15 protein-coding genes and 3 pseudogenes are annotated in these 20620 nt (G+C 63.0%); 7 read left to right on the forward strand and 11 right to left on the reverse strand.

Annotated elements, in window-relative coordinates; genetic code table 11:
* Window positions 1–171 precede the first annotated feature (171 nt).
* The 3 genes from MYCSM_RS31820 (at window position 172) to MYCSM_RS31830 (ending at window position 2586) form a co-directional block, all read left to right on the forward strand.
* Window positions 172–939, forward strand: coding sequence for a CoA transferase subunit A (locus MYCSM_RS31820; RefSeq protein ID WP_015297626.1), 768 nt, complete (start codon window positions 172–174; stop codon window positions 937–939).
* On the forward strand, window positions 936–1643 hold the full coding sequence (locus tag MYCSM_RS31825) for a CoA transferase subunit B (RefSeq protein ID WP_015297627.1): 708 nt from the start codon (window positions 936–938) through the stop codon (window positions 1641–1643). The genes MYCSM_RS31820 and MYCSM_RS31825 overlap by 4 nt, the downstream gene beginning before the upstream one ends.
* A 79-nt stretch (window positions 1644–1722) precedes the next feature.
* Window positions 1723–2586, forward strand: coding sequence for an NAD(P)H-binding protein (locus tag MYCSM_RS31830; protein WP_015297628.1), 864 nt, complete (start codon window positions 1723–1725; stop codon window positions 2584–2586).
* Between the two features lie 12 nt (window positions 2587–2598).
* Here the strand turns inward: MYCSM_RS31830 and MYCSM_RS31835 are convergent, their stop codons facing one another.
* Window positions 2599–3780: an acetyl-CoA C-acetyltransferase gene (locus tag MYCSM_RS31835; RefSeq protein WP_015297629.1), complete on the reverse strand. Its 1182-nt coding sequence runs from the start codon at window positions 3778–3780 to the stop codon at window positions 2599–2601.
* A 282-nt stretch (window positions 3781–4062) separates the two neighbouring features.
* Between MYCSM_RS31835 and MYCSM_RS31840 the strand changes: the two are divergent.
* The 4 genes and pseudogenes from MYCSM_RS31840 to MYCSM_RS31855 form a co-directional block, all read left to right on the forward strand.
* Window positions 4063–4273, forward strand: a pseudogene (locus MYCSM_RS31840) (GTP 3',8-cyclase MoaA); the annotation flags it as partial.
* A 121-nt stretch (window positions 4274–4394) separates the two neighbouring features.
* The gene (locus MYCSM_RS31845) at window positions 4395–5516 is read left to right on the forward strand and encodes an adenylate/guanylate cyclase domain-containing protein (RefSeq protein WP_015297631.1); all 1122 of its coding nucleotides are present in this window, start codon (window positions 4395–4397) and stop codon (window positions 5514–5516) included.
* Window positions 5517–6194: 678 nt separating this feature from the next.
* Complete coding sequence (locus MYCSM_RS31850; protein ID WP_015297632.1) at window positions 6195–9191, forward strand: protein kinase domain-containing protein; 2997 nt, start codon at window positions 6195–6197, stop codon at window positions 9189–9191.
* A 667-nt stretch (window positions 9192–9858) separates the two neighbouring features.
* Window positions 9859–11181: a cytochrome P450 gene (locus tag MYCSM_RS31855; protein ID WP_015297633.1), complete on the forward strand. Its 1323-nt coding sequence runs from the start codon at window positions 9859–9861 to the stop codon at window positions 11179–11181.
* Window positions 11182–12436: 1255 nt separating this feature from the next.
* On the opposite strand, the pseudogene MYCSM_RS31860 reads toward MYCSM_RS31855, so the two are convergent.
* From MYCSM_RS31860 to MYCSM_RS31900, 10 genes and pseudogenes are all read right to left on the reverse strand, one after another.
* Window positions 12437–12905 (reverse strand): annotated as a pseudogene (locus MYCSM_RS31860) (transposase); the annotation flags it as partial.
* A gap of 132 nt (window positions 12906–13037) precedes the next feature.
* Window positions 13038–14129, reverse strand: a complete 1092-nt coding sequence (locus tag MYCSM_RS31865) for a Rieske 2Fe-2S domain-containing protein (RefSeq protein WP_015297635.1) — start codon at window positions 14127–14129, stop codon at window positions 13038–13040.
* On the reverse strand, window positions 14126–15121 hold the full coding sequence (locus tag MYCSM_RS31870; RefSeq protein WP_015297636.1) for a PDR/VanB family oxidoreductase: 996 nt from the start codon (window positions 15119–15121) through the stop codon (window positions 14126–14128). Before MYCSM_RS31870 ends, MYCSM_RS31865 begins: the two co-directional genes overlap by 4 nt.
* Before the next feature lie 565 nt (window positions 15122–15686).
* Window positions 15687–16574 carry an esterase family protein gene (locus MYCSM_RS31875; RefSeq protein WP_015297637.1) on the reverse strand — a complete coding sequence of 296 codons (888 nt, stop codon included), beginning with the start codon at window positions 16572–16574 and terminating at the stop codon, window positions 15687–15689.
* Between the two features lie 75 nt (window positions 16575–16649).
* A pseudogene (locus MYCSM_RS38595) lies at window positions 16650–16757 on the reverse strand (CAP domain-containing protein); the annotation flags it as partial.
* 109 nt (window positions 16758–16866) lie between these two features.
* The gene (locus tag MYCSM_RS31880) at window positions 16867–17388 is read right to left on the reverse strand and encodes a CAP domain-containing protein (RefSeq protein ID WP_015297638.1); all 522 of its coding nucleotides are present in this window, start codon (window positions 17386–17388) and stop codon (window positions 16867–16869) included.
* A gap of 48 nt (window positions 17389–17436) precedes the next feature.
* Entirely contained in the window at window positions 17437–17799 is a 363-nt protein-coding gene (locus MYCSM_RS31885) for a DUF732 domain-containing protein (RefSeq protein ID WP_015297639.1), read from the reverse strand.
* Entirely contained in the window at window positions 17796–18362 is a 567-nt protein-coding gene (locus MYCSM_RS31890) for a hypothetical protein (RefSeq protein WP_157681562.1), read from the reverse strand. The genes MYCSM_RS31885 and MYCSM_RS31890 overlap by 4 nt, the downstream gene beginning before the upstream one ends.
* A 158-nt stretch (window positions 18363–18520) precedes the next feature.
* Window positions 18521–19168 carry a hypothetical protein gene (locus tag MYCSM_RS31895; protein WP_015297641.1) on the reverse strand — a complete coding sequence of 216 codons (648 nt, stop codon included), beginning with the start codon at window positions 19166–19168 and terminating at the stop codon, window positions 18521–18523.
* Between the two features lie 3 nt (window positions 19169–19171).
* On the reverse strand, window positions 19172–20620 hold the full coding sequence (locus tag MYCSM_RS31900) for an MCE family protein (RefSeq protein WP_015297642.1): 1449 nt from the start codon (window positions 20618–20620) through the stop codon (window positions 19172–19174).

The following is a 20620-nucleotide window of genomic DNA, read 5'->3' on the forward strand; positions in this document are numbered from 1 at the left end:
CGATCTTACGTCCGCTCAGTGGACGTACCCTCAACTGGCCGTCCACATCGATGAACACTTTCGGCTCAACCTGAGCCAGATATTGCATCCAACCAGCGCGAAGTGCTCTCCTGTGGGGGTGAGACGCGTTCTCGATGAACGAACGCGCCGAGTAGGGAGTCACCGATTGTCATGAGCGGTAAGCAAGTCAAAGACGTCCATGAGGCCGTCGCCGATATCCGAGATGGTTCGTCGCTGGCCGTTGGCGGCTTCGGCCTGTGCGGGATCCCCGACGCGCTGATCGCCGCCCTGGCCGAATTGGGCTCCGGCGATCTCGAAGTCTTCTCGAACAACTGCGGAGTTGACGGCGAAGGGCTGGGCGTCCTGCTTGACCTCGGCCGAATCCGTCGAGTCACCGCGTCCTACGTCGGGGAGAACAAAGAGTTCGCTCGGCAGTACCTCGCCGGCGAGCTCGAGGTCGCACTGACCCCCCAGGGCACACTGGCAGAACGGCTGCGTGCGGGCGGGGCCGGAATCCCAGCCTTCTACACACCCGCTGGGATCGGAACACCTGTGGCCGACGGAGGCCTGCCATGGCTCTACGCCACCGACGGAACCGTCGCCGTCGCGTCGCCCGCCAAGGAAACACGCGAATTCGATGGCCAGCGATTCGTGCTCGAGACAGGCATCCGCACCGACTTCGCCCTCGTACACGCGAAACTGGGGGACGCGGACGGAAACCTTGTGTTCGACAAGACCGCGATGAACTTCAACCCCCTGGCGGCGATGGCGGGCCAGATCACCATCGCACAGGTCGAAACACTTTTTGCGCCAGGAGAACTCGACCCCGAAGCGATTCACCTTCCCGGTATCTTCGTGCAGCGCATCGTCGAAACCGGGCCGCAGCGAACCCGCATCGAGAAACGCACCGTGCGAGACAAGGTGGTAGCCCACTCATGACCGACGATTCGACAGCCGTGGGTTGGAGTCGAGCCGAGATGGCGCGCCGCGTCGCCCTCGAAATGCAGGATGGCCAGTACGTGAACCTCGGGATCGGGTTACCGACGCTGATTCCCGCTTACCTGGATCCCGCGCTGCGCATCACGCTGCACTCGGAGAACGGGATTCTGGGGACTGGCCCCTATCCGACCGAAGACGAGGTGGACGCCAACCTCATCAATGCGGGCAAGGAAACCGTGACCGTGCTCAACGGGGCTAGTTTCTTCGACTCCGCCCTGTCGTTCGGGATGATTCGCGGCGGACACGTCGACGTCGCTGTGCTTGGCGGTATGCAAGTATCACGCCACGGCGATCTCGCCAACTGGATGGTGCCCGGCAAGATGGTCAAGGGCATGGGCGGCGCCATGGACTTGGTACACGGCGCCACCCGCGTCATCGTCCTGATGGAACACGTCGACAAGAACGGTCAACCCAAGATCGTCGACCAATGCACGCTTCCGCTGACCGGCGAACGCGTCGTGCACCGCATCGTGACTGACTTGGCCGTCATCGACGTCGACGGAGACGGGTCGCTGACCCTCGTCGAGACGGCACCAGGTGTCACGATCGATCACGTCCTGTCCGCTACGGGTGCACCGCTGACACTCAGCGACGCGTTGACGCAACGAAGCCAGGACACAGTCATGTCATCGCCCATTGGGTGAGTGTTTGAGTCGAGGCCTGTGGCTGCATGATCACGCCGGTATCACTGAGTGACCGCTCCATTGACCTGAAAGAACATCCGTGACCGTCGTCGGGATTAGCGGCGCCTCGGGCGCGCTCGGCCGCCTCACCGCACAATACGTTCTGCAGAGCTATCCGACTAACAACGTGGTGCTACTGAGCCGCACACCAGCATCGGTCGCGCTCTCCACGCCGCGGGGAGTAACCGTGCGGCACGCCGACTTTGACGAACCTGAACGACTCGTCGATGCATTCCGTGGGATCGACGTGCTCCTGTTGATCTCGACAGACGCCATAGGGCAGCGCAGCGCGCAACATCAGGGGGCGATCACCGCGGCCGCCGCCGCACGAGTTGCCCGCATCGTCTACACATCAACGACCAACGCCGATCACGATTTCCCAACACAGCTGCAACCGCTCACCGATGATCACTCCGCGACCGAGGAGGCGCTGCGCGGGGCCGGACCGTCATGGACGTTGTTGCGCAACGCTTTCTATTTCGAAGCGTTCGCACGGTTGTTCTCTGACACTGCCGCCACCGGACAGCTGGTCACCAACTACGGCTCCGGCTGTCACGCAGCCGTCTCACGTGATGATTGTGCCGCTGCAGCAGCCGCCGTTCTGGTGGGCCAGGGCCACGATGGCGGCGTGTACGACATCACCGGCCCGGAGTTACTCGACAACGAGGCGGTCGCGGCGGCTTTGGCCGCGCAATATCGTCGACCAGTCGCCGTGTTTCACGCAAGCGACGACGACTATTACAACGAGTCGCTCGCAGCCGGGATACCTGCTGCCGAGGCAAATCTCCTCACCGGCTTCGGCATCAGCGTCCGCACGGGGCTCATGCAGGCCCCGCTGGGAGATACCGACAAGCTCATCGGCCGGCCTGCGACCAGCCTGCAGGGATACCTCACCTTCAACTAGCCTTCGCCGCCGTCAGGGACGCCGCAGGATGAGCGCGTCGCCCTGGCCTCCCGCACCACAGAGTGCCGCCACGGCGTAGCCCGAGCCGCGTCGTGCCAGCTCAAGGGCGGCGTGCAGGGTGATGCGCGCCCCGGACATGCCGATCGGGTGGCCGATCGCGATCGCACCCCCATTGACGTTCACCTTCTGCGGGTCGACGCCGAGCTCCTTCGTCGACGCCAGCGCCACCGCCGCGAACGCCTCGTTGATCTCGATGACATCGAGCTGATCGACCGAGATGCCCTCGCGGGCAACGGCTTTCTTGATGGCGTTGACCGGCTGCGACTGCAGGGTGGAGTCGGGGCCTGCGACGACGCCGTGGGCGCCGATCTCGCACAGCCAGGTCAGGCCCAGCTCCTGGGCCTTGGATTTGTTCATCACGACGACGGCAGCGGCGCCGTCGGAGATCTGCGACGCCGACCCTGCGGTGATGGTGCCGTCCTTGCGGAACGCCGGCCGCAGCCCGGCCAGCGATTCGGCGGTGGTGTTGGCCCGGATGCCCTCGTCCTCGGTGAACTCGATGGGATCGCCCTTGCGCTGCGGGATCTTCACCGGCACCACTTCGTCGGCGAAGACGCCGTCTTTCCATGCGGCAGCGGCCTTTTGGTGCGAGGCCGCGGCGACCTCGTCCTGCTGGGCGCGGGTGAACTGGTCGACGTCGTTGCGCTGCTCGGTCAGCGCGCCCATCGGCTGGTCGGTGAACACGTCGTGCAGCCCGTCGTAGGCCATGTGGTCGAGCACGGTCACGTCGCCGTACTTGTAACCCGCGCGGCTGTCCATCAACAGATGCGGCGCCTTGGTCATCGACTCCTGGCCGCCGGCCACCACGACGTCGAATTCGCCGGCGCGAATGAGCTGATCGGCCAGCGCGATCGCGTCGATACCCGACAAGCACATCTTGTTGATCGTCAGCGCCGGCACATCCCAGCCGATCCCCGCGCCGACAGCGGCCTGCCGGGCAGGCATCTGACCCGCGCCCGCGGTCAGCACCTGACCCATGATCACGTACTCAACGAGGGACGCCCGAACCTTTGCCTTCTCCAGCGCACCAGCAATGGCGATGGCACCCAAATCGCTGCCGGAGAAGTCTTTCAGCGAACCCATAAGCTTGCCTACAGGAGTACGTGCTCCAGCAACAATCACCGACGTCGTCATTTGATGCCTCCAACAGCTGGATGTCGTCTCGGTCCTAATCACCTCGGACGGCGTCCGCCAGGTGGTTCACGCTCACAGTGCACCTAGATGGGCTGATGCTGCAACAATGTCGCCGGAGGCTTTCACGCGGTGAGAGGTCATGGCTGTTCGCGTCCACTGAGTGAGCGTTCGTTGATCCCGTCGGCGGCATGCGACCAATTGGATGTCGAGGCGATCGTCAGTCGCACTAGGTGGCAAGGCATTTGGCCCATCATGTCTTCCAGCGCCTCTTGTTCCCGTTTTTGGCTGCGGTTTATTGAGCAGATGCCGCTAGACGCGCAGCACGAGTGGGACCGCCACCGTCTGGTGGATGCCGATGCCATCCTGGCCAGCCTGCGTACCGCGCCGACCACTCTCGGCGTGGTGCCGCGGCCGCAGAGTTGTGGCATGTCAACGGCGCCCCACGAAGGTGGGCGTTATTGCATCGGTAACCAGACCGTTCTGCGGTGATTGCGGACTTCCATCAACCACAGCATCCGATGAGCGCCATCGGAGGGTAAGTCCGGCGTTCGCTACACCGGGTGATGTCACCGGACGTCATGACTTGAATTGTCCTCACGCTGTATCTTTGCGCCGTGGAGGGACCTGTCGATGTCGATGATTCGGGGTTGCTCGATGACTTCATTGGCCCGGCACGCCAGGAACGTCGCGAGCTAATCGAGTGGCTGCTCGAACGCGGCTTTGATATCGGCCAGATTCGCAGCGCCTTTAGTCCAATGCTTCTGCCGGCCAACCGGATAATCGGCGAGGACGGAACACTGGTATCGCCACGCGAAGTCGCGGAATCCAATGGCGTCGATCTTGACCTTCTGCAGCGACGGCAACGTGCTGTCGGGCTTCCGCGCGTGGAGAACCCCGATGCCCAAGTGCAGCCTCGCGCAGATGCCGAATCCGTCCTCAGCGCCGCGAGGCTCGTTGAACTCGGTATTCATCCCGACCATATCGTCGTGATCGCACAGCTCCTGATGGAGGGTTTCAGCCGTACGGCGGTCATGCTGCGCCGCGCAGCACTTAAGACACTGCTACGCCCAGGTGCCACAGAGTTAGAACTCGCCCAGGCGATGGAGGCTCTGGTAAAGGAAGGCACCCCGATGTTGGACCCAATGATCGGTGATCTGCTTCGCCTGGCGCTTCGACATTCGCTCGAAACGGAGGCGATCAATGCTGCCGAGCGCGCCGCGGGCGTACTGCCCGGTGCACGCCAGGTGGCCGTCGCCTTCGGTGACGTGGTCGGCTTCACGCGGCTGGGCGAGGCCCTGTCACCAGAGGATCTCGGGCTGCTCGCGAGGCGATTAAGCGACCTCACACGCGAGGTCGTGGCCCACCCGGTTCAGTTCGTCAAGACCATCGGCGATGCGGTGATGTTGGTCTGTACCGATCCGAAACGGTTGTTGATGACGGTCCTCGATCTAGTAGAGGCTGCGGACGCCGCTGCCTTCCCAAGTATCCGAGTCGGTGTCGCCTTCGGGCCGGCGATAAGCCGCACAGGCGACTGGTACGGCAACTCAGTGAATCTCGCCAGCCGGGTTACCGACGAAGCGCCGCCCGGCACAGTCCTAGTAGACGAATCCGCTCGTAACGTGATTGATGATGCAGAGCTTGAGTGGACTTTCCATGATCAACGCCACCTCAAGGGCATTCGCAGCGAGGTGCGACTCTACCGGGCTACGCGGGCAGCGACGGAGCATATTTCGTAATTCGGCGCGGGATCTTCCCGTGCGCCCAGGCCATCGGAACACATTGTCTGGCAGGCGAACTGGTTCGGTTTGACAGCAGGCGATCCCATTGCGCGTCGCCGTCGGAGTGCCGTCGACGGTTTACCGCGAAATATTATGGTTCACAGTATATTTCGTGTGCCGATAATTTTGCCATCCGCAAGGTGAACGAAACGAGGTTGGATCAACGTCATTCGGAGCATAGCGCTTTTTGTCTGCTGCTGGTGGCGGCGACAACGGCGCAGCCACTCTGGGCAAGGTTACGGCGCAAAGTGTTTCGGGATCCGCCTACCGACGCCCTCGCGGGCGGATATGGCGGTATTCCGCGACCAACTTACGCCGTGAACCAAGCCATCACTCGCGCTCATACACGGCGGACTCAACTACGACGGATGCCACCACACGCTTGAGCACGGCACTCAGGGCCCGCTGTTCGTCCTCGGTCAGCGCGTGGAGCTGGATACGCGCATTCGTACGGGTGCGTTCCGCGGCGCGACGTCGGGTCCGCTGACCGTCGCGACGGCAAGATCGCGGTGGGCGATATCCAGGACAGGTACTGCGGGTTTTCATAATCGTCCAGGTAGTTTGCCCGCGGTCTATGCTCGATTTCATCGCGGGAAGTCGGCGATTAGCTGCTTGCGCGAAGAGCATCGGACAGCGATGAACAGCGATCCGTTCGAGACGCAGCGCGACGTGCGCCCCGCCGTCGTCACGGAGTTGCGTGTAGTCGGGTTCGACGACGCCGAGGAGATCGGCCGCGGCGGCTTCGGCATCGTCTACCGCTGCACACAGGTCGCGTTGGACCGCACGATTGCGGTGAAGGTGCTCACCGCTGAACTCGACGAGAACCGGGAGCGGTTCTTACGTGAGCAACGCGCAATGGGCCGGCTCACGGGGCACCCCAACATCGTGGGCGTGATGCAGGTCGGGGAAACCGAGGGCGGCTACCCGTATCTGGTAATGCCCTATCACCGCAAGGGTTCATTGCATGAGCGGATCAAGCGGCTGGGGGTGTTACCGCTCGACGAGGTGCTGCGGCTGGGCGTGAAGATGGCCGGCGCACTGGAATCGGCTCACCGGCTGGGGATCGTGCACCGCGACGTCAAACCGGGGAACATCCTGCTGACCGACTATGGCGAGCCGGCATTGAGCGACTTCGGAATCGCCCATATCGCCGGCGGCTTCAGGACCGCTACCGGTACCTTCACCGGTTCGCCGGCATTCACGGCCCCGGAAATCCTCAGCGGCGATCCGCCCAGCGCGGCCTCCGACGTGTACGGGCTTGCCGCAACCCTGTTTGCCGCCCTGACCGGGCACGCCGCTTACGAAAGGCGTAGCGGCGAGCAGGTGGTGGCGCAGTTCCTGCGGATCGCTAGCGAGCCGGTACCGGATCTGCGGGAAAGCGGCATCTCCGACGACGTCTCCACTCTGGTTGAGAAGGCGATGGCCCGCGACCCTGTGGAGCGGCCGTCCGCGCACATGTTGGGTGAAGAGCTCCGGCAGTTGCAGGCCCGCCACGAGCTACCCGTCGACGACATGGCGCTGCATGCGCCACCGCACTCCGATCAACCGGGGTCGCGTGGTCCGGCGCGGCGGCCCGCTGGGAGTCTCCCGCCAAACCTGACGAGCTTCGTCGGCCGGCGTGCCGAGCTGTTGGAGGTGGAGAGGCTGCTGTCAACGTCACGCCTAGTGACATTGACCGGGGTTGGCGGGGTCGGCAAGACCCGCCTCGCAGTGCGGGCCGCAGCCGAGGCCTCAGCCGACTTCCCCGACGCGCGGCTGGTCGAGTTGGGTGAGCTGCGCGACGCGTCGATGTTGGTCGAGATCGTCGCCGCCGACTTGGGCCTGCGCGATGAGTCCGCAAGGTCGCTGCGCGACGTGCTGGTGGACTTCCTGTGCTTGCGCCCGCGTCTGTTGGTCCTCGATAACTGCGAGCAGATGGTGAACGCAGCTGCGGAACTGGCTGAGAGCCTGCTGCGGGAGTGTCCGGAATTGCGGATTCTGGCCACCAGCCGAGAGCGGCTCGGCATCGATGGCGAATCGGTGCTGCAGCTGACCCCCCTCACAGTTCCTGACACCGACGACGAGCCCACACTGCGCGGACTGGCCGAATACGACGCGGTGGCGCTGTTCACCGAGCGAGCAGCTACTGCGGTGCCAGGTTTTCAACTCACCGAGAACAACAAGACCACCATTGCCCGGATCTGCACGCGGCTGGACGGACTGGCGTTGGCCATCGAGTTGGCGGCCGCACGGCTGCGCACGATGTCACCCGAACAGATCCTGGAAAGGTTGGCCGACCGATACACGCTGCTGACCCGCGGCAGCCGCACCGCGCCGACGCGGCAACAAACACTCAGTTGGAGCATCGACTGGAGCTACGAGCTGTGCACCCCGGCAGAACAGGAGATGTGGGCCCGGCTGTCGGTATTCGCGGGAAGTTTCGAACTAGAAGCGGCAGAAGACATTTGTGGTGGCGACGGGCCCGATGTGGATGTCGATGATCTGCTCGCCTCACTGGTGGACAAGTCGATTTTGATCCGGACGGAATCCAACGGCCAAGTCCGATTCCGGTTACTCGAGACGCTTCGCGACTACGCCCAGGAGAAGCTTCGGCAGACTGGCGAGTACTCCGAAATCCGCCTGCGCCACCTGGACTGGTACCGGCGGTTGGTGAACGACGCCGCGACTGATTGGTTTAGTGTGCACCAGGTTGATTGGATCCGGCGGCTACGGCGGGAAGGGGCCAATCTGCGGGAGGCGTGGGAGTTTAGCCTTACCGATGCTCCCGAAATCGCGCTCGAAATCGCCGCCGCGTTCTATCCCTTTGGGATCGCCCGCGGAGCTCTCACCGAGACACGCAGATGGTTGGACCGCGCGCTGGCCGCGGCGAAGGCCGAGCCGACGACAGTTCGAGTAAAAGCGCTGTACGGCGCGGCCTTAGCAGCGAACCTCCACGGTCTCCCCGGTGACATCCAGGCGGGTGCAGCTCTGGCGGCCGATGCGGAGCGCCTCGTCCAGCACATGTCTGACCCAATAGCACAGGGTCTGACCGCCGTCGCCGTCGGCTACGCAGCATTGCTCAGCGGGGAGTATCAGCGCGCCCGTGCACACTTCGAGAAGGCCGTCGCGGCCACCGACGATCCAACGGCCCGCGCAGCGGCGATGACGTTGATGGGTTGGGCCCTGGAATTTCAGGGAGATGTCGGCCGAGCACTCGTTTGGCAGGAAAAGGCGCTTACGTTGACCAAATCGCTCGGGGAGTCGGTGTATAGCTCGTGGGCGCTGTGGTCCGTGGGGATTGGTTGGTGGCGGCAGGGCAAACCTGAACGCGCTGAGCAACTACTCAAAGAGAGCCTGCAGTTGACTCGCCTGGTCGATGACCCGCGTCATGGCGCGGCGTGCCTGGAGGCACTGGCCTGGGTCACCCGCGCGAAAGACGAGCCCAAGCGAGCCGTTGTGTTGATGGCAGCAGCGGACACGCTGGGCGGCGCCCAAGGGGCTTCGCCCGTCATACTCCCCGATTTGGCGGTCTTCCACGATGAGTGTGAACGACAGGCCCGAGAGGCACTGGGCCACAAGGAATTCGAGGCCGCCCGGCGAGATGGCCATTCAATGCAATTCGATGAGGCGGTTGCCTTCGCCCTCAGCGGGTGACCGCAATGAACTCCCCCGCGAGTTGCGCACATCAAGCGTGAGTCGCCGTCAGGTAGGCATCTGGCAAACCTGCAAGACTAGGTCAACCGGGTGGACCCACACACACGACGTCGGCGCCGTTCTGTGTCAACAGCTCGCCAAGCAGGGGCCGGCGATGAAGCAACCGAAGTTCAAGACGGTGATGGCTTCGAGGTGCGCCGGGCACTAAACACTCATCCTCAGTCAGGGTTCGGCAAGTATTACCGAGATGAGAGCGCCATTTCCTTCGCGTGATCGCATACGCTAAGCGCGACGCATTCGCCGAAATATCCGATTTCCGCGAAAGGCTGTCCATTTATCGCAGTCCGCGCACGCTTTCTTGAATTCGTCATTCTTCCCGGCTTCGATAAATGGACATCCGGAATTATTGAGTGGACATTCGTGCCGATTACTGGAGATGCACCGCGCGTCTGAACTGGCGTTTTGTTGAGTGCGGCACCCATCCATAGCCATGTCGATGTCGCTCTACACGCCGAGCGCGCCATGCCGGACGACCGCTCAAAATAGGTGCGACATATCGGGGGTATTGACAATTTCTCCGCAAAGAGACTTGAATCAAGAAACGCGCTCGCCGACGCATCTGCGAGTGGAGACTGCATATTTGATTCCGCAGGAAAGAAGGACATGCATGACGAACACCGGCGCCGCAATCGTTCCAGACGATGTCGCACGGCAAATCGTGCTCCCCGAGGGTCACGGCGACATCGACGCGCTGCATAAGGCCTACAAATGGGTGCGCAACAACGCGCCGCTGGCCCAGGCAGTCGTGGAAGGATTCGATCCTCTCTGGCTCGTCAGCAAGCACGCCGACGTGCGGGAGGTCGAGAGCCAGCCCGCGATCTTCTCGGCCGGCGGGGGCCCGAACGATCATGGCGGCAACAACCCAGTCCTGCAGAACCGGGCCGGCGACGGGTTCATGAAGAGCTTGCTCGGCGGCCACCTGCGCCTCATGGACTCCTTGCCCTACCTCGATCCGCCGGAGCACACCGATATCAAGTTCATCACCAACGACTGGTTCCGGCCCACCCCGCTTCAGAAGTGGACCGACCAGATCCGCGGCATCGCCACCGAGGCCATCGACAAGTTGCAGAAGCTGTCCGCAGAGCGCAAGGAGATCGACCTGGTCGACGACTGGGCCATGGGCTACCCCCTACATGTGATGATGACGCTGTTCGGGGTCCCAGCCGAGGACGAGCCGATCCTGATGAAGGTGACGCAGGAGATGTTCGGCGCTGGCGACCCCGAACACCAACGCGAGGTCGAGGAGCCCAGCCCCGAGGCGATGGCCCAGCAGTTCGTGGCGGCCTTTCAGGAGATCTGCGCCTACTTCGATGTACTGGTCGAGGACCGCCGCGCCAATCCCCGCGAGGACCTCGCCACCATCATCGCCATGGCTAAGGGTCCCGACGGGGAGTTCCTGCCGAAGTCCTACGCCTATGGCTACTACATAGCGATTGTCACCGCGGGACATGACACCACTTCGGCGACCCTGGCCGGAACTTTGAAGCTGCTGTCGGAACACCCCAATGTCCTGGCACGTGTCAAATCGGATCCGAAACTGATACCGAACCTGATCCTGGAGTCCCTGCGGATCGTCGCACCGGCCAAACACTTCATGCGCCGCGCCGAGCAGGACTACACGATGCGCGGGCAAACCATCAAAAAGGGTGACCGGTTGATGGTGCTGTTCCAGTCGGCCAACCGCGACGAAGACGTCTTCGATCGTCCCGACGAGTTCGACATCGACCGCAAGCCGAACAAGCAGATCGCGTTCGGCCACGGCCCGCACATATGCATCGGCCAACACCTGTCCAAGCTCGAACTGAAGGTGATGTTCGAAGAGCTGCTGCCGAAGGTGGAGTCGATCGAGCTGCTCGGACCCGGACAGTACACGCAGACCAACTTCGTCGGCGGTCTCAAGCACCTGCCCGTCAAGATCAACTTCTCCTGAGCCACCGATCTTCGAATCCCCATAATCGAGTACTCTCAAGCTCTATATCGGCTGCAGCTCAACCGCCGTCGCCGGGCACGACATCATCGGTGTCTATGACGACGCCTATCGCCAGCGTCGGCGATTGCACGGTCGACCTGGTCGTAAGGCTCCGCAGCACACCGGCCGAGGGCGTGGTGGTGCTCGACCTGGCACATCCGCAGGACGCCGAGCTCCCCGACTGGGGACCGGGCGCCCACATCGACCTGATCGTCGGGCGGCGATGCCAGCGACTCTGCGGTGCGGCGCGTCGGGGTTCTACTCGACCCGAACCGTCGCGGCGGATCGTAGTACGTTCACTACGCGCTCAGCGAGGGAGCCAAAGTCCGGGTTCGCGGTCCTCGCAACCACTTTCCACTCGTCGACGCGGCGCAGTATCGCTTCATCGCAGGCGGTATCGGCATCACTCCGATCTCCGCGATGATCGAGGCGGCGTAGCAGGACGGTAGCGACTGGACCTTGCTCTACGGCGGACGAACGACGACGACAATGGCTTTTGCCGACGAACTCGCGGAGCGCTATCCCGACAGCGTCACCGACGAAGAAGCGGCTTCAGCCAGACATCTACGAGAACGGTCATAAGCCTGCAACTGACCTTCGGAGCGACGCACAAGCAGCGGCTCTTGCCGGCCGATCGGCGCCGTACCGAGCAGCCGGCCCTCGGTGCCGGGCATCATTCTGCCGCGTTCGCCACTGATCAACGGGCGTCCACGACGTTGGCGGAACGTCAACGGTCGCACTTCTTTCGCTGGAGGCGTGTTTCTCCCCCGGTGCGATGCACTTCTTCAACGCCCTCTCCGAAGGCAAAACCGAGTTCCGCGAGCGAGTTCATTGACTACAACTTCCCCCGAACCGGAGGCCACGCCATTCAACGGCCCGATGCGGTACAACTTCTCAATCGAGGATCTCTACGCCTCCCCATCGAAATGGGGTGTGGGACGCGATATCTCGTTCGATTACGAGGTCCGTGGCGCAAGGCGCTCGAGCTCGAAGCCGCTTCGCCCGTGGGTGAGTGATCACCTCTGAGTTCGATGCCGAGGACATGAAGCGGATCCATGTTTCGCTCTCGACAACGGGCCGGTCTATCAGGAGATGGACCCGCCTGAGAATCAGTACATGTCGACCTGGCTTGACTGGACCATCAAGGGTGGCAAGCAGATCGGACACAGCACACACCGCGGCTACAGTCGCTGGTTCACTGGGTGTTGATGTCCTAGCACACCCGCGACACCGTCGATTTCGACACCGCCGCGGCTTCGCCGAGCGCCTCCACCAGCGTCGCCTCCACATCGACGGGTGGACAGGCCGCGGACGAACCCGGCGATCACCAGCGACTCCAGCGCGTCGATCTTGGTCACCCCCTTCCCGAACAGCTGGGAGGCGAACCGCTCGGTGGTGCCGCGCACCTTCGGCCGGGCGAGCGTCACCGGGCCCGCGGTGGTCTTCACCGTGGTCGGGCAGTACCCGTTGCGCATCCCGGCGCGGGCGTCGTCGCAGCTCGCGGCCCGCTCGTAGCGGTCGCGGCCCAGGTACGCGGTCACCTCGGCCTCGATCGCGGCCTGCAGCAGCAACCGCGCGCCGAGCACCGCGACCTGCTCGATCGCACCCGCCAGGTCCTCGCCGCCGGCGAGCACCTCATCAATCTCTGCCTGCAACCCTCGCGCAGGCGATATCCTCTTCGACACGGACGTGGGTTCCTTCAGACTTGCTGGTCTTCGACGGAACCTACGTCTGACTCCTTTTACACCGCCGGAGGGACACGACCAGGCCCGATCCGGCCCGGTCCTTTCACGAAGTAGTGACCGCGCGAACTGTGGCTAACTTCTGGTTGTGACGGGTTGAAGGTGGTGGAACGGGTCGCTACCGGGGGTGCCCCGGAGACCGGGCCGAATCGCGGACCGGCCCGCTTCTTTGGCCAGCATTACCGCAACAATGCGTCGAGCGCGCAGGATGGCCGCGTCGGCCTGAAATTCCACTCCGCCTCGCCAGGCCTCGTAGCCGGAGTGGCTGGATGCCATTTCCAGGATGGACTCGTCGCGTCGGGCAACCTCGGCCAGAAACGACCGCAGTTGGGTGGTCACCGCGCCACGATCGGTTGCGTAGTTACGCGACCCGTGCATGAAGACGTGCGTGGAGGTTTCCATCTCGGGAGTGATGCAGTGGCTCCGAGCGGTGGAGTACACCTCGCCCGTGGAGGTTTCAATATTCCAACTTTGGAAATGCAGCGCCGGCGAGGCGAACGTGCCGCTCTCGCGACGCTTATATGTAGCGGCACGGTCGAGACCGGTGGCCTCGGCCTCCCACTCGGCGAGTGGCACTTGCGGAAAGAGGCGGGTGTAAGAGACGGTCGTTTCGGTCACCTCGACGTCGTTGAATGCCGGCATAGCGCGGATTCCCGGGGGCAGATCGCTCGCATGAAGGACGGGGGCGTAGCTGAAGTCCAGGTAATGTTCGTGGACCATCATGTAATTGGCGCTGACCTCCCAGGTGCTCGCGAATGACGACCACGCGGGGTCGTTGATCCACGGCGCGCGTGGCGGTTGGCTGCCAGCGGCAGCGGCCGGCGGTCCCAGCCAGATCCAGATAAACGGTGGCTCCTCGAGGACGGGAAATACGGGCACGCTCATCCCGGTCGGGACCTGTGGTTGGGTCGGTGTGTATACGCACTTGCCGTCTGCGTCGTATGTACATCCGTGGTAGCCGCAGACCAATCGATCTCCATCGGTCCTGCTATGCGACAGCGGGAAAGCCCGGTGCGCGCAACGGTTCTCGAATGCGGTGATCCGTCCGCTGGTCCCGCGCCATAGCACGACATCCTCTCCGAGCAGGCGTCGACCCAGCGGCGAGTCGGTGATCTCGTCGCAGGTGGCCGCGACATACCAGCTTTTCTTTGGGTAGTTGATAGTCACAGGTCCAGCACCAACCTTTCAGTGCGTGAGCGCGACACGCAGACCAACATCACTTCACCGGCGGCTTGTTCAGCCACGCTGAGCACCGAGTCTCGGTGTTCCGGGGTGCCCTCCAGCACCCTCGCCTCGCAGGTACCACAAACACCCTCATAGCAGGCGGCCATAATCGGGACGTCGGCATCCTCGAGGACCTCCAGGATCGACGCCTCCGAGCTCACCTCCAGCGTGAGCCCGCTACGGTGGCACACCACCTCAAAGCTCTTCAGCGCTTCGGCGGCCTCCTCGGCGGTGGGGGTCTTGGCCGCGAACCGTTCGATATGGAGAATCCCGGGTGGCCATGTCGCGCATTGCTGCTCGACCGCGCTGAGCAGCGCTTCGGGCCCACAGCAGTACACCAAGGTGTTGTCCTCGGGATCCTCGAGTAGCGATTCCAAATCGAGCAGGCCCCGCTCGTCCTGCGGCCACACCGTTACCCGCTCGGGATAGCGCTCGGCAAGGTCTTCGGCGAACGCCATCGACGCTCGGGTCCGCCCGCCATAGAGCAGGGTCCACTCGTTGCCTGCCCGCTGCACCGCCTCGAGCATCGCGAATATCGGCGTGATGCCGATGCCTCCCGCAATGAACCGGTAGCGCGGCGCGTCGACGAGCTCAAAATGGTTCCGCGGGCCGCGCACCTGCACCGTGGCTCCCTCTTCGAGGTTGTCGTGAACGTACCGAGAACCACCGCGACTGTTGGGGTCCAGCAACACTCCAACGCGCCAGACCCCCGAAACGCGAGGATCACCACACAGCGAGTACTGGCGCGTCAAGCCCTCGCCGAGGAGCAGGTCGATATGGGCTCCCGGTTCCCAGCGAGGCAGGTCTTGGTCCTTCGGATGGGCAAGGTCCACCACGACCACACCTTCTGCGGGTGCGCTGCGGCGTCGAACAACCAGATCGGCGGTGAATTCATGCACGCTTGCGCTGGATTGCGTGCCGATAGGCGCAGCCATTGATACTTGCTCCGATCCAGCGAAGGTCTCTTCACGAGGCACTCTCGCTTTATTATCCAACTCGGCGAACACGGTGTTTGAATGAACCAGCCTCGCTCAAATCTTGGGCGAAGGACCCACGGTTCGCGTCCGGCCCGACCCTGAAGCCCCGGCTAGCCGAGCGGCCACTGCGCAGGCTTGCGTGGCTTCGCCCCGTCCATCGCAACCTAAAGACATGATGATCACATACAGCTGATAGCAGATACCTCGTTGCGGGCCTTGCAGTTTCGTGATGTCCCAGGACCACACCTGGCGTCGCGCCAAGATCGACCGACGATACGCCAAACACGTAACGCAGCAACGAAATTCGCGTCGCCTCCAGCGACCTCACTGTGCGAACCCCGCATCCTGACAAGCTCCCAGGGACACAGCACCCGCGACTTACCTTCATGTGTCTTGACTTGGACCAGGTATCGGCATGGGCCGAAGTGGCCAACGGAATCCCCGCCGCGAACGTCCCGGCGGCTAGCACAACGAACATCCAAGCGCGTCGCCACATTTCAGTGCACCTCCCAACAATTGGCGGCTATCTGATGGCCGAAGCCAGATCACCCGACATCGCCGCCAGCTGCGGACCCCAACTGCCCCAGTCATGCTGCTGGCCCGTAGTTGGGATGTCGAAGTGTCCGTTGTGGCCCCCCACGGCGCGGTACTGCGCATAGAAACTGCGGTTGCTGCCCTGGGCCTGATCGCAATAGCCGATCATCGCCGCCGGATCACTACATGTCAGGGTCGCCGGGCTAAACACCCACAGCCGGGTGTTGTTGTCGACCAGCAACTGGGCATGCACTGAGGGGTCATGCCACTTCCAGCGGCCCAGTTGTGCCGCACCCCACATATTGCGGATGTCCACTCCGCCGAAGCGCTGCATACCGTCGGCGATAGCCCCATTCAAAGTGGTGTTTGATGGAGTCAAGAAGCCCGACATGGAGCCTGCGTAGGTGAAGCGGTCTGGGTGGAATGCGGCCATCATCAGCGCGCCGGTTCCACCTTGGGCTGCGCCGACGATGGCGTGGCCGCCGGGTGCGAGACCTTTGTTGGCCGCCAACCAGTTCGGCAGCTCGGTGGACAGGAACGTCTCCCATTGACGGCTGCCGTCCTGCTCCCAGTCGGTATAGAAGCTGTAGGCGCCCCCGGCTGGGGCAGCCACTGAAATGCCCTTGCCGGCAAGGGTGTTCATTGCGTCACCCGCGCTGACCCAATTGCTGACAGTGTCACCGGCGTTGAAGGCGTCCAGCAGATACACCGCGTGCGGCCCGCCGGCCAGGTAGGCCACCGGAATGTCGCGGCCCATCGCGCTCGACGGGACCATCAAATACTCCATGTCGGCTGCTCGAGCATGCGCGGCGTTCCATAAACACAGTGTGAGTGCTGCAGCAAGTAGGGCCCGCAGCACGATGACCTGTAGCTTCATTGCACGCTTCCTTCGCATGTGAGGAGGCTCGGACTCCAATTCGGATGCCTCATCCGGTATTTAGCCAATGGGAGATCACACTGGCGGGTAGGCAGGCGGCGGGTACACGCCGCGCAGGATCCAGGCGAACCAGTTGATGCCGTACTCCAGCTCATCGCTGACGTCATAGTCGGGGTTGGGATCCATGTGATCTGTCTCCAATCGACACTAGGAAGAACCGAAACACCCTGGGCCCCTGCTCTGTTCAGTTCGCCTGCTGAGGTAATCGGCACGAGCCCGCCGGGATGCCTTGTCATGCGGGGTGCCCGTACACAGCGACCACGACGGTGCGGTCGATGCTGTTTTCCGACCACACCCCGATCTGCGTAAAAGCGCAGTTCTGCATGATGGCCAGGTATGCCGGGTTGTAGTACCACTGGTTGAGCAATTCGATGCCGCTGATGGCCAGCGCCGGATTGATGGCTACGGTTTCGGCGACTGTCCCGTGGTATCCGGCCGCGTTGGCGCGGTCCTGCGCCGTCGAACCATCCGAGCCGATATCGCCGTCGAGCGTCCGGTCGCCGAGCACGTCGCGACTGTGCCACTGCGCTGCTAGCTGCAGCTGCGGGTTGATTCTGAGTTCGTTGGTGCACCCGGCTTGGCGCTGGATCGTGTAGACGTTGGAGACCACACTGGCGTTGAGGCGATGGTTGTCGGCGTGGGCGGAGGGACCTGCGATCGTGGTGCCGGCACACAGTGCCAACAAGATGACGGCAACGACGGCACGCCGGCGCCGGATATCGCGCGAATGGCAGATGATGCTCCTGGTGCCCATTGGCTTACACCTCAATCGTTTTTGACATCCCCAGCCCCGGCATGCTTTTCAGCCTGCAGCTGGACGGTAGTTGGCCGCGGAGTTGCGCAACTGCCAGATCTGCGCCGGGCACAGCTCGTTGGCCGACTGGGCGATCAGGTAGGACGCCTGGTATTCGTCGGAGGTGGCGAAATCGGCTTTCACGTCGGCGATGATCTGGCCGTATCCGCGGCCGGCGGCGATCTTGTCGCACACGCCGCGGCCATACGTAAGTGCCTGTTCCGCGTTGGCGAAGTTATAGCCGGGCCGCACAGTGACATTCACCAGGTATGCCACCGCGTCAGCGCGAGCCGCCGGCGGATACGTTGCGATTCCCAGAATGGCGGCTGCGGTGGTCGTTGCTGCTGTCAAGCCTAAGGCGAGGCGTTTCATTTTGGATCGAATCCTGATATGAGCCAACGATTGTCGACCTTGTCGAGGGCGACTTGCACGACCGAACTGGTTTCCGAGGGAGCACTGTTGTCAATGACGATCGCCTGATTGACAAAGATCAGCGCGACAGCGTGGTTGGCGCTGGCCGATACCGTGGCCGCCGCGGGTACGGTGGCGGTGGCTGAGATCTTCTGTTCTTTGGCGCCCGGGATTACCACATCGTGGGTCAGCGAGGTGTAGGAGTCGCGGAAGTTTCCGGTGAGCCGATCGCGGGCCGCGGTCAGCTTGGCCTCTACGGTGTCGGGGGTGTAGGAGAGCATCGCAATGGCGCTGTCCTTGGCGACCTGAACCGATTCGATGCTGGCTCGCTCTGCCGCGGTGTTGGTGGCCTCCTGATACTTCAAGTACGCCACACCTAGTGTCGACAGCAACGCCACAACGGGCAGAACGCCGAAGCAGATGACGCGAGTGAACCCGCCTCGACGCGATCGGTTCTCTTCGGTGCCATCGGATGCTGAGCCTCTCTGCTCGCCCTCGTCGGTTTCGCAATTGCTTTTCGGCACAGGGGGTTCCACGACATCGGCTGCTGTATCTTGGTGTGCGACGGCATCGGCGTGTCGGCGGCGCCTGAGCGTTATCCTCCTCGATCGCGAGCGGCTAGCGCGCGGGGAAGCCTGTTCGGCGGTGTTCACGGGTTCGTCGACAGATAGCTGCTCATCACTCATGGCACGAACTCCACATTGGACACCTTCACGTCCTCACCAACCTTCTGCACCGAAATCCGCATTCGCCAGGCACGCGGGTTCTGCTCGGGCCCAGCTCTATTGGAAAGCTTGACGCTGACGGCGACCAGTACTTGCGCGTCGTTGGCCGTCGCTGATTCCAACCCTGCCGCGGTGATCGTGCCTACCGATGTTGACTGCGCTTGTTTCACCACATCGATGAAGGGTTTTGAGCGCTTGGAAAAGTCGTCGTAGAAGGTTCCCGTCGCGCAATCAAGGATTCGTTGGACGTCGGCGTCGGCGTGCTGCCAATCGATGGTGGTCAAACTCAGCGCGCCTTGGCGGCCAACCTGAAGAAGTGCAGCGTGGTCCTGACTGAGTCGGTTTGACTGATATACATGCCATCCCAGCCAACCAGCTACGCCGATGAGCACGACAATGATGAGCACCACGACGATCAACGCTTGGCGCAGAGGCGATTTGGGCAAACGCAGGCGACGGCGTTTGCGGCCGCCTACCTCTGGCGGATCCGCATGGTGTTCCTCCTCACCGAGTTCGTCGGCGTTTCCGACGGTTTCTATTGGCTCAGGATCGGCGATTGAGTCGGCGTCAGCCGTCGTGATGTCGCGGTCGGTCTCGATGGTCAACGGTCAGTTCCCTTTCGGTGGCAGCAACATGTCTTGCCAGGTCTGCTGCTCGGGTCTCTCCGCTGCCAGGTTCGCCTGGGTGTATTGGCGGCCGTCTGGGCCGATATACGTGCCGGTGGCGGGGTCGTAGTTGGCGACGGCCAGCGGCGGTGGCGGTGGCGCCGCCGGTGCCGGCGATCCAGGAGGCAACTGCGGAACGGGCTGCCCGGACAGGGTGGCGTTAGGGTCGCCCTTCCAGTTGAAGCCATCGTTGAGTGGCACGTAGTTTTCGTCGCTCTCGCACATCTTGACCGTCGCTGCTCGCTTACCCGGGCGCGTTTCACACGGTGTATTGCGTACTCCGCGGACGTTGAGCATCGAGTCCTGTGGGACACGGCAGTACAGGTCGCCCGCCGGCCGCTCGGGGTAGTCCACCTCACTAGGCGGGCGCACCTGGTTGGCGGGCAGGAATCCTGTTGTACAGGGCGGTGGCAGGTTGAGATTCAGGTTGAAGGACAGGTAGGCGCCTTTATAGGCCTGCTTGGTGTCGCGGTTGGCCAGCTCGGCACCCTGAACGTGCGCTACAAAGGGGGGAAGCAGGACGAGGAGCTGTTCGAGGTTGGGTTGATAGGTGACCGCGACCTGACCGACGCTCACGAGGTTGGCCGCCAGAATGGGCACCGTGGGGCGCACCCGGTCCAGCAATTGCCGCGCTTCATCAGCTGCGCCAGGCGCTGTGGCGAGGATGCCGTTAAGCGAGTCATCCTGCGACTTGAGTTCTCCTGTTATCTGGGCGAGGTTGGCCGCCCAGGCTTGAATAGCGTCGGAGGTGTCGGTCTGGGTGTCCAGAATGGGTTTGGATTGGTCGATGACCGTGGTGAGTGCATCAAGGTTGGTACGCGCGTCCTGCGTCAAGGTGGTGGTGCCTTTGACTAGGCGAGACAATTCCGGACCCAATCCGCCGACCGCCGTGTAGGCCTCATCGATCGCTGTCTTGAGGTTGTCGTGCGGGATCGCTTGCAGCCCGCGGTTGGTCGCGGTCAGTAGCGAGTTGATATCGGGTGGCACGCTGGTCCGGTCTCGAGGTATCGCGTCGCCGTTCTTCAGCAGCGCGCCGCCGCCACTGCGCGGCACCAGCGCGACGAACTGCTCGCCCGCGGCCGTTTGACTGTGGACCTGCGCGTCAAGATCGGCTGGAATGGCCACGTCTGAATCGAGCGAGAGCGTCGCGCGCACCCCGCCGGGGGTCAACTCTAGCGCCTTGACCTGTCCGACCTCGGTGCCGCGATAGGTGACGTTGGCGTTCTGATACAGCCCGCCAGCTTGGGGTAGGTCCATGGTCACCTGGTAATGCCCAACACCGAACAGCAGATTGGGCAAGCCGAGAATGGCGAACGACATGATCCCGCCCGCGACCAGGGTCAGCACTGCAAAGACTGCCAGTTGCACTTGAATTCGCTTCGACAGATGCAT

Source organism: Mycobacterium sp. JS623 (assembly GCF_000328565.1).
Taxonomy (GTDB): domain Bacteria; phylum Actinomycetota; class Actinomycetes; order Mycobacteriales; family Mycobacteriaceae; genus Mycobacterium.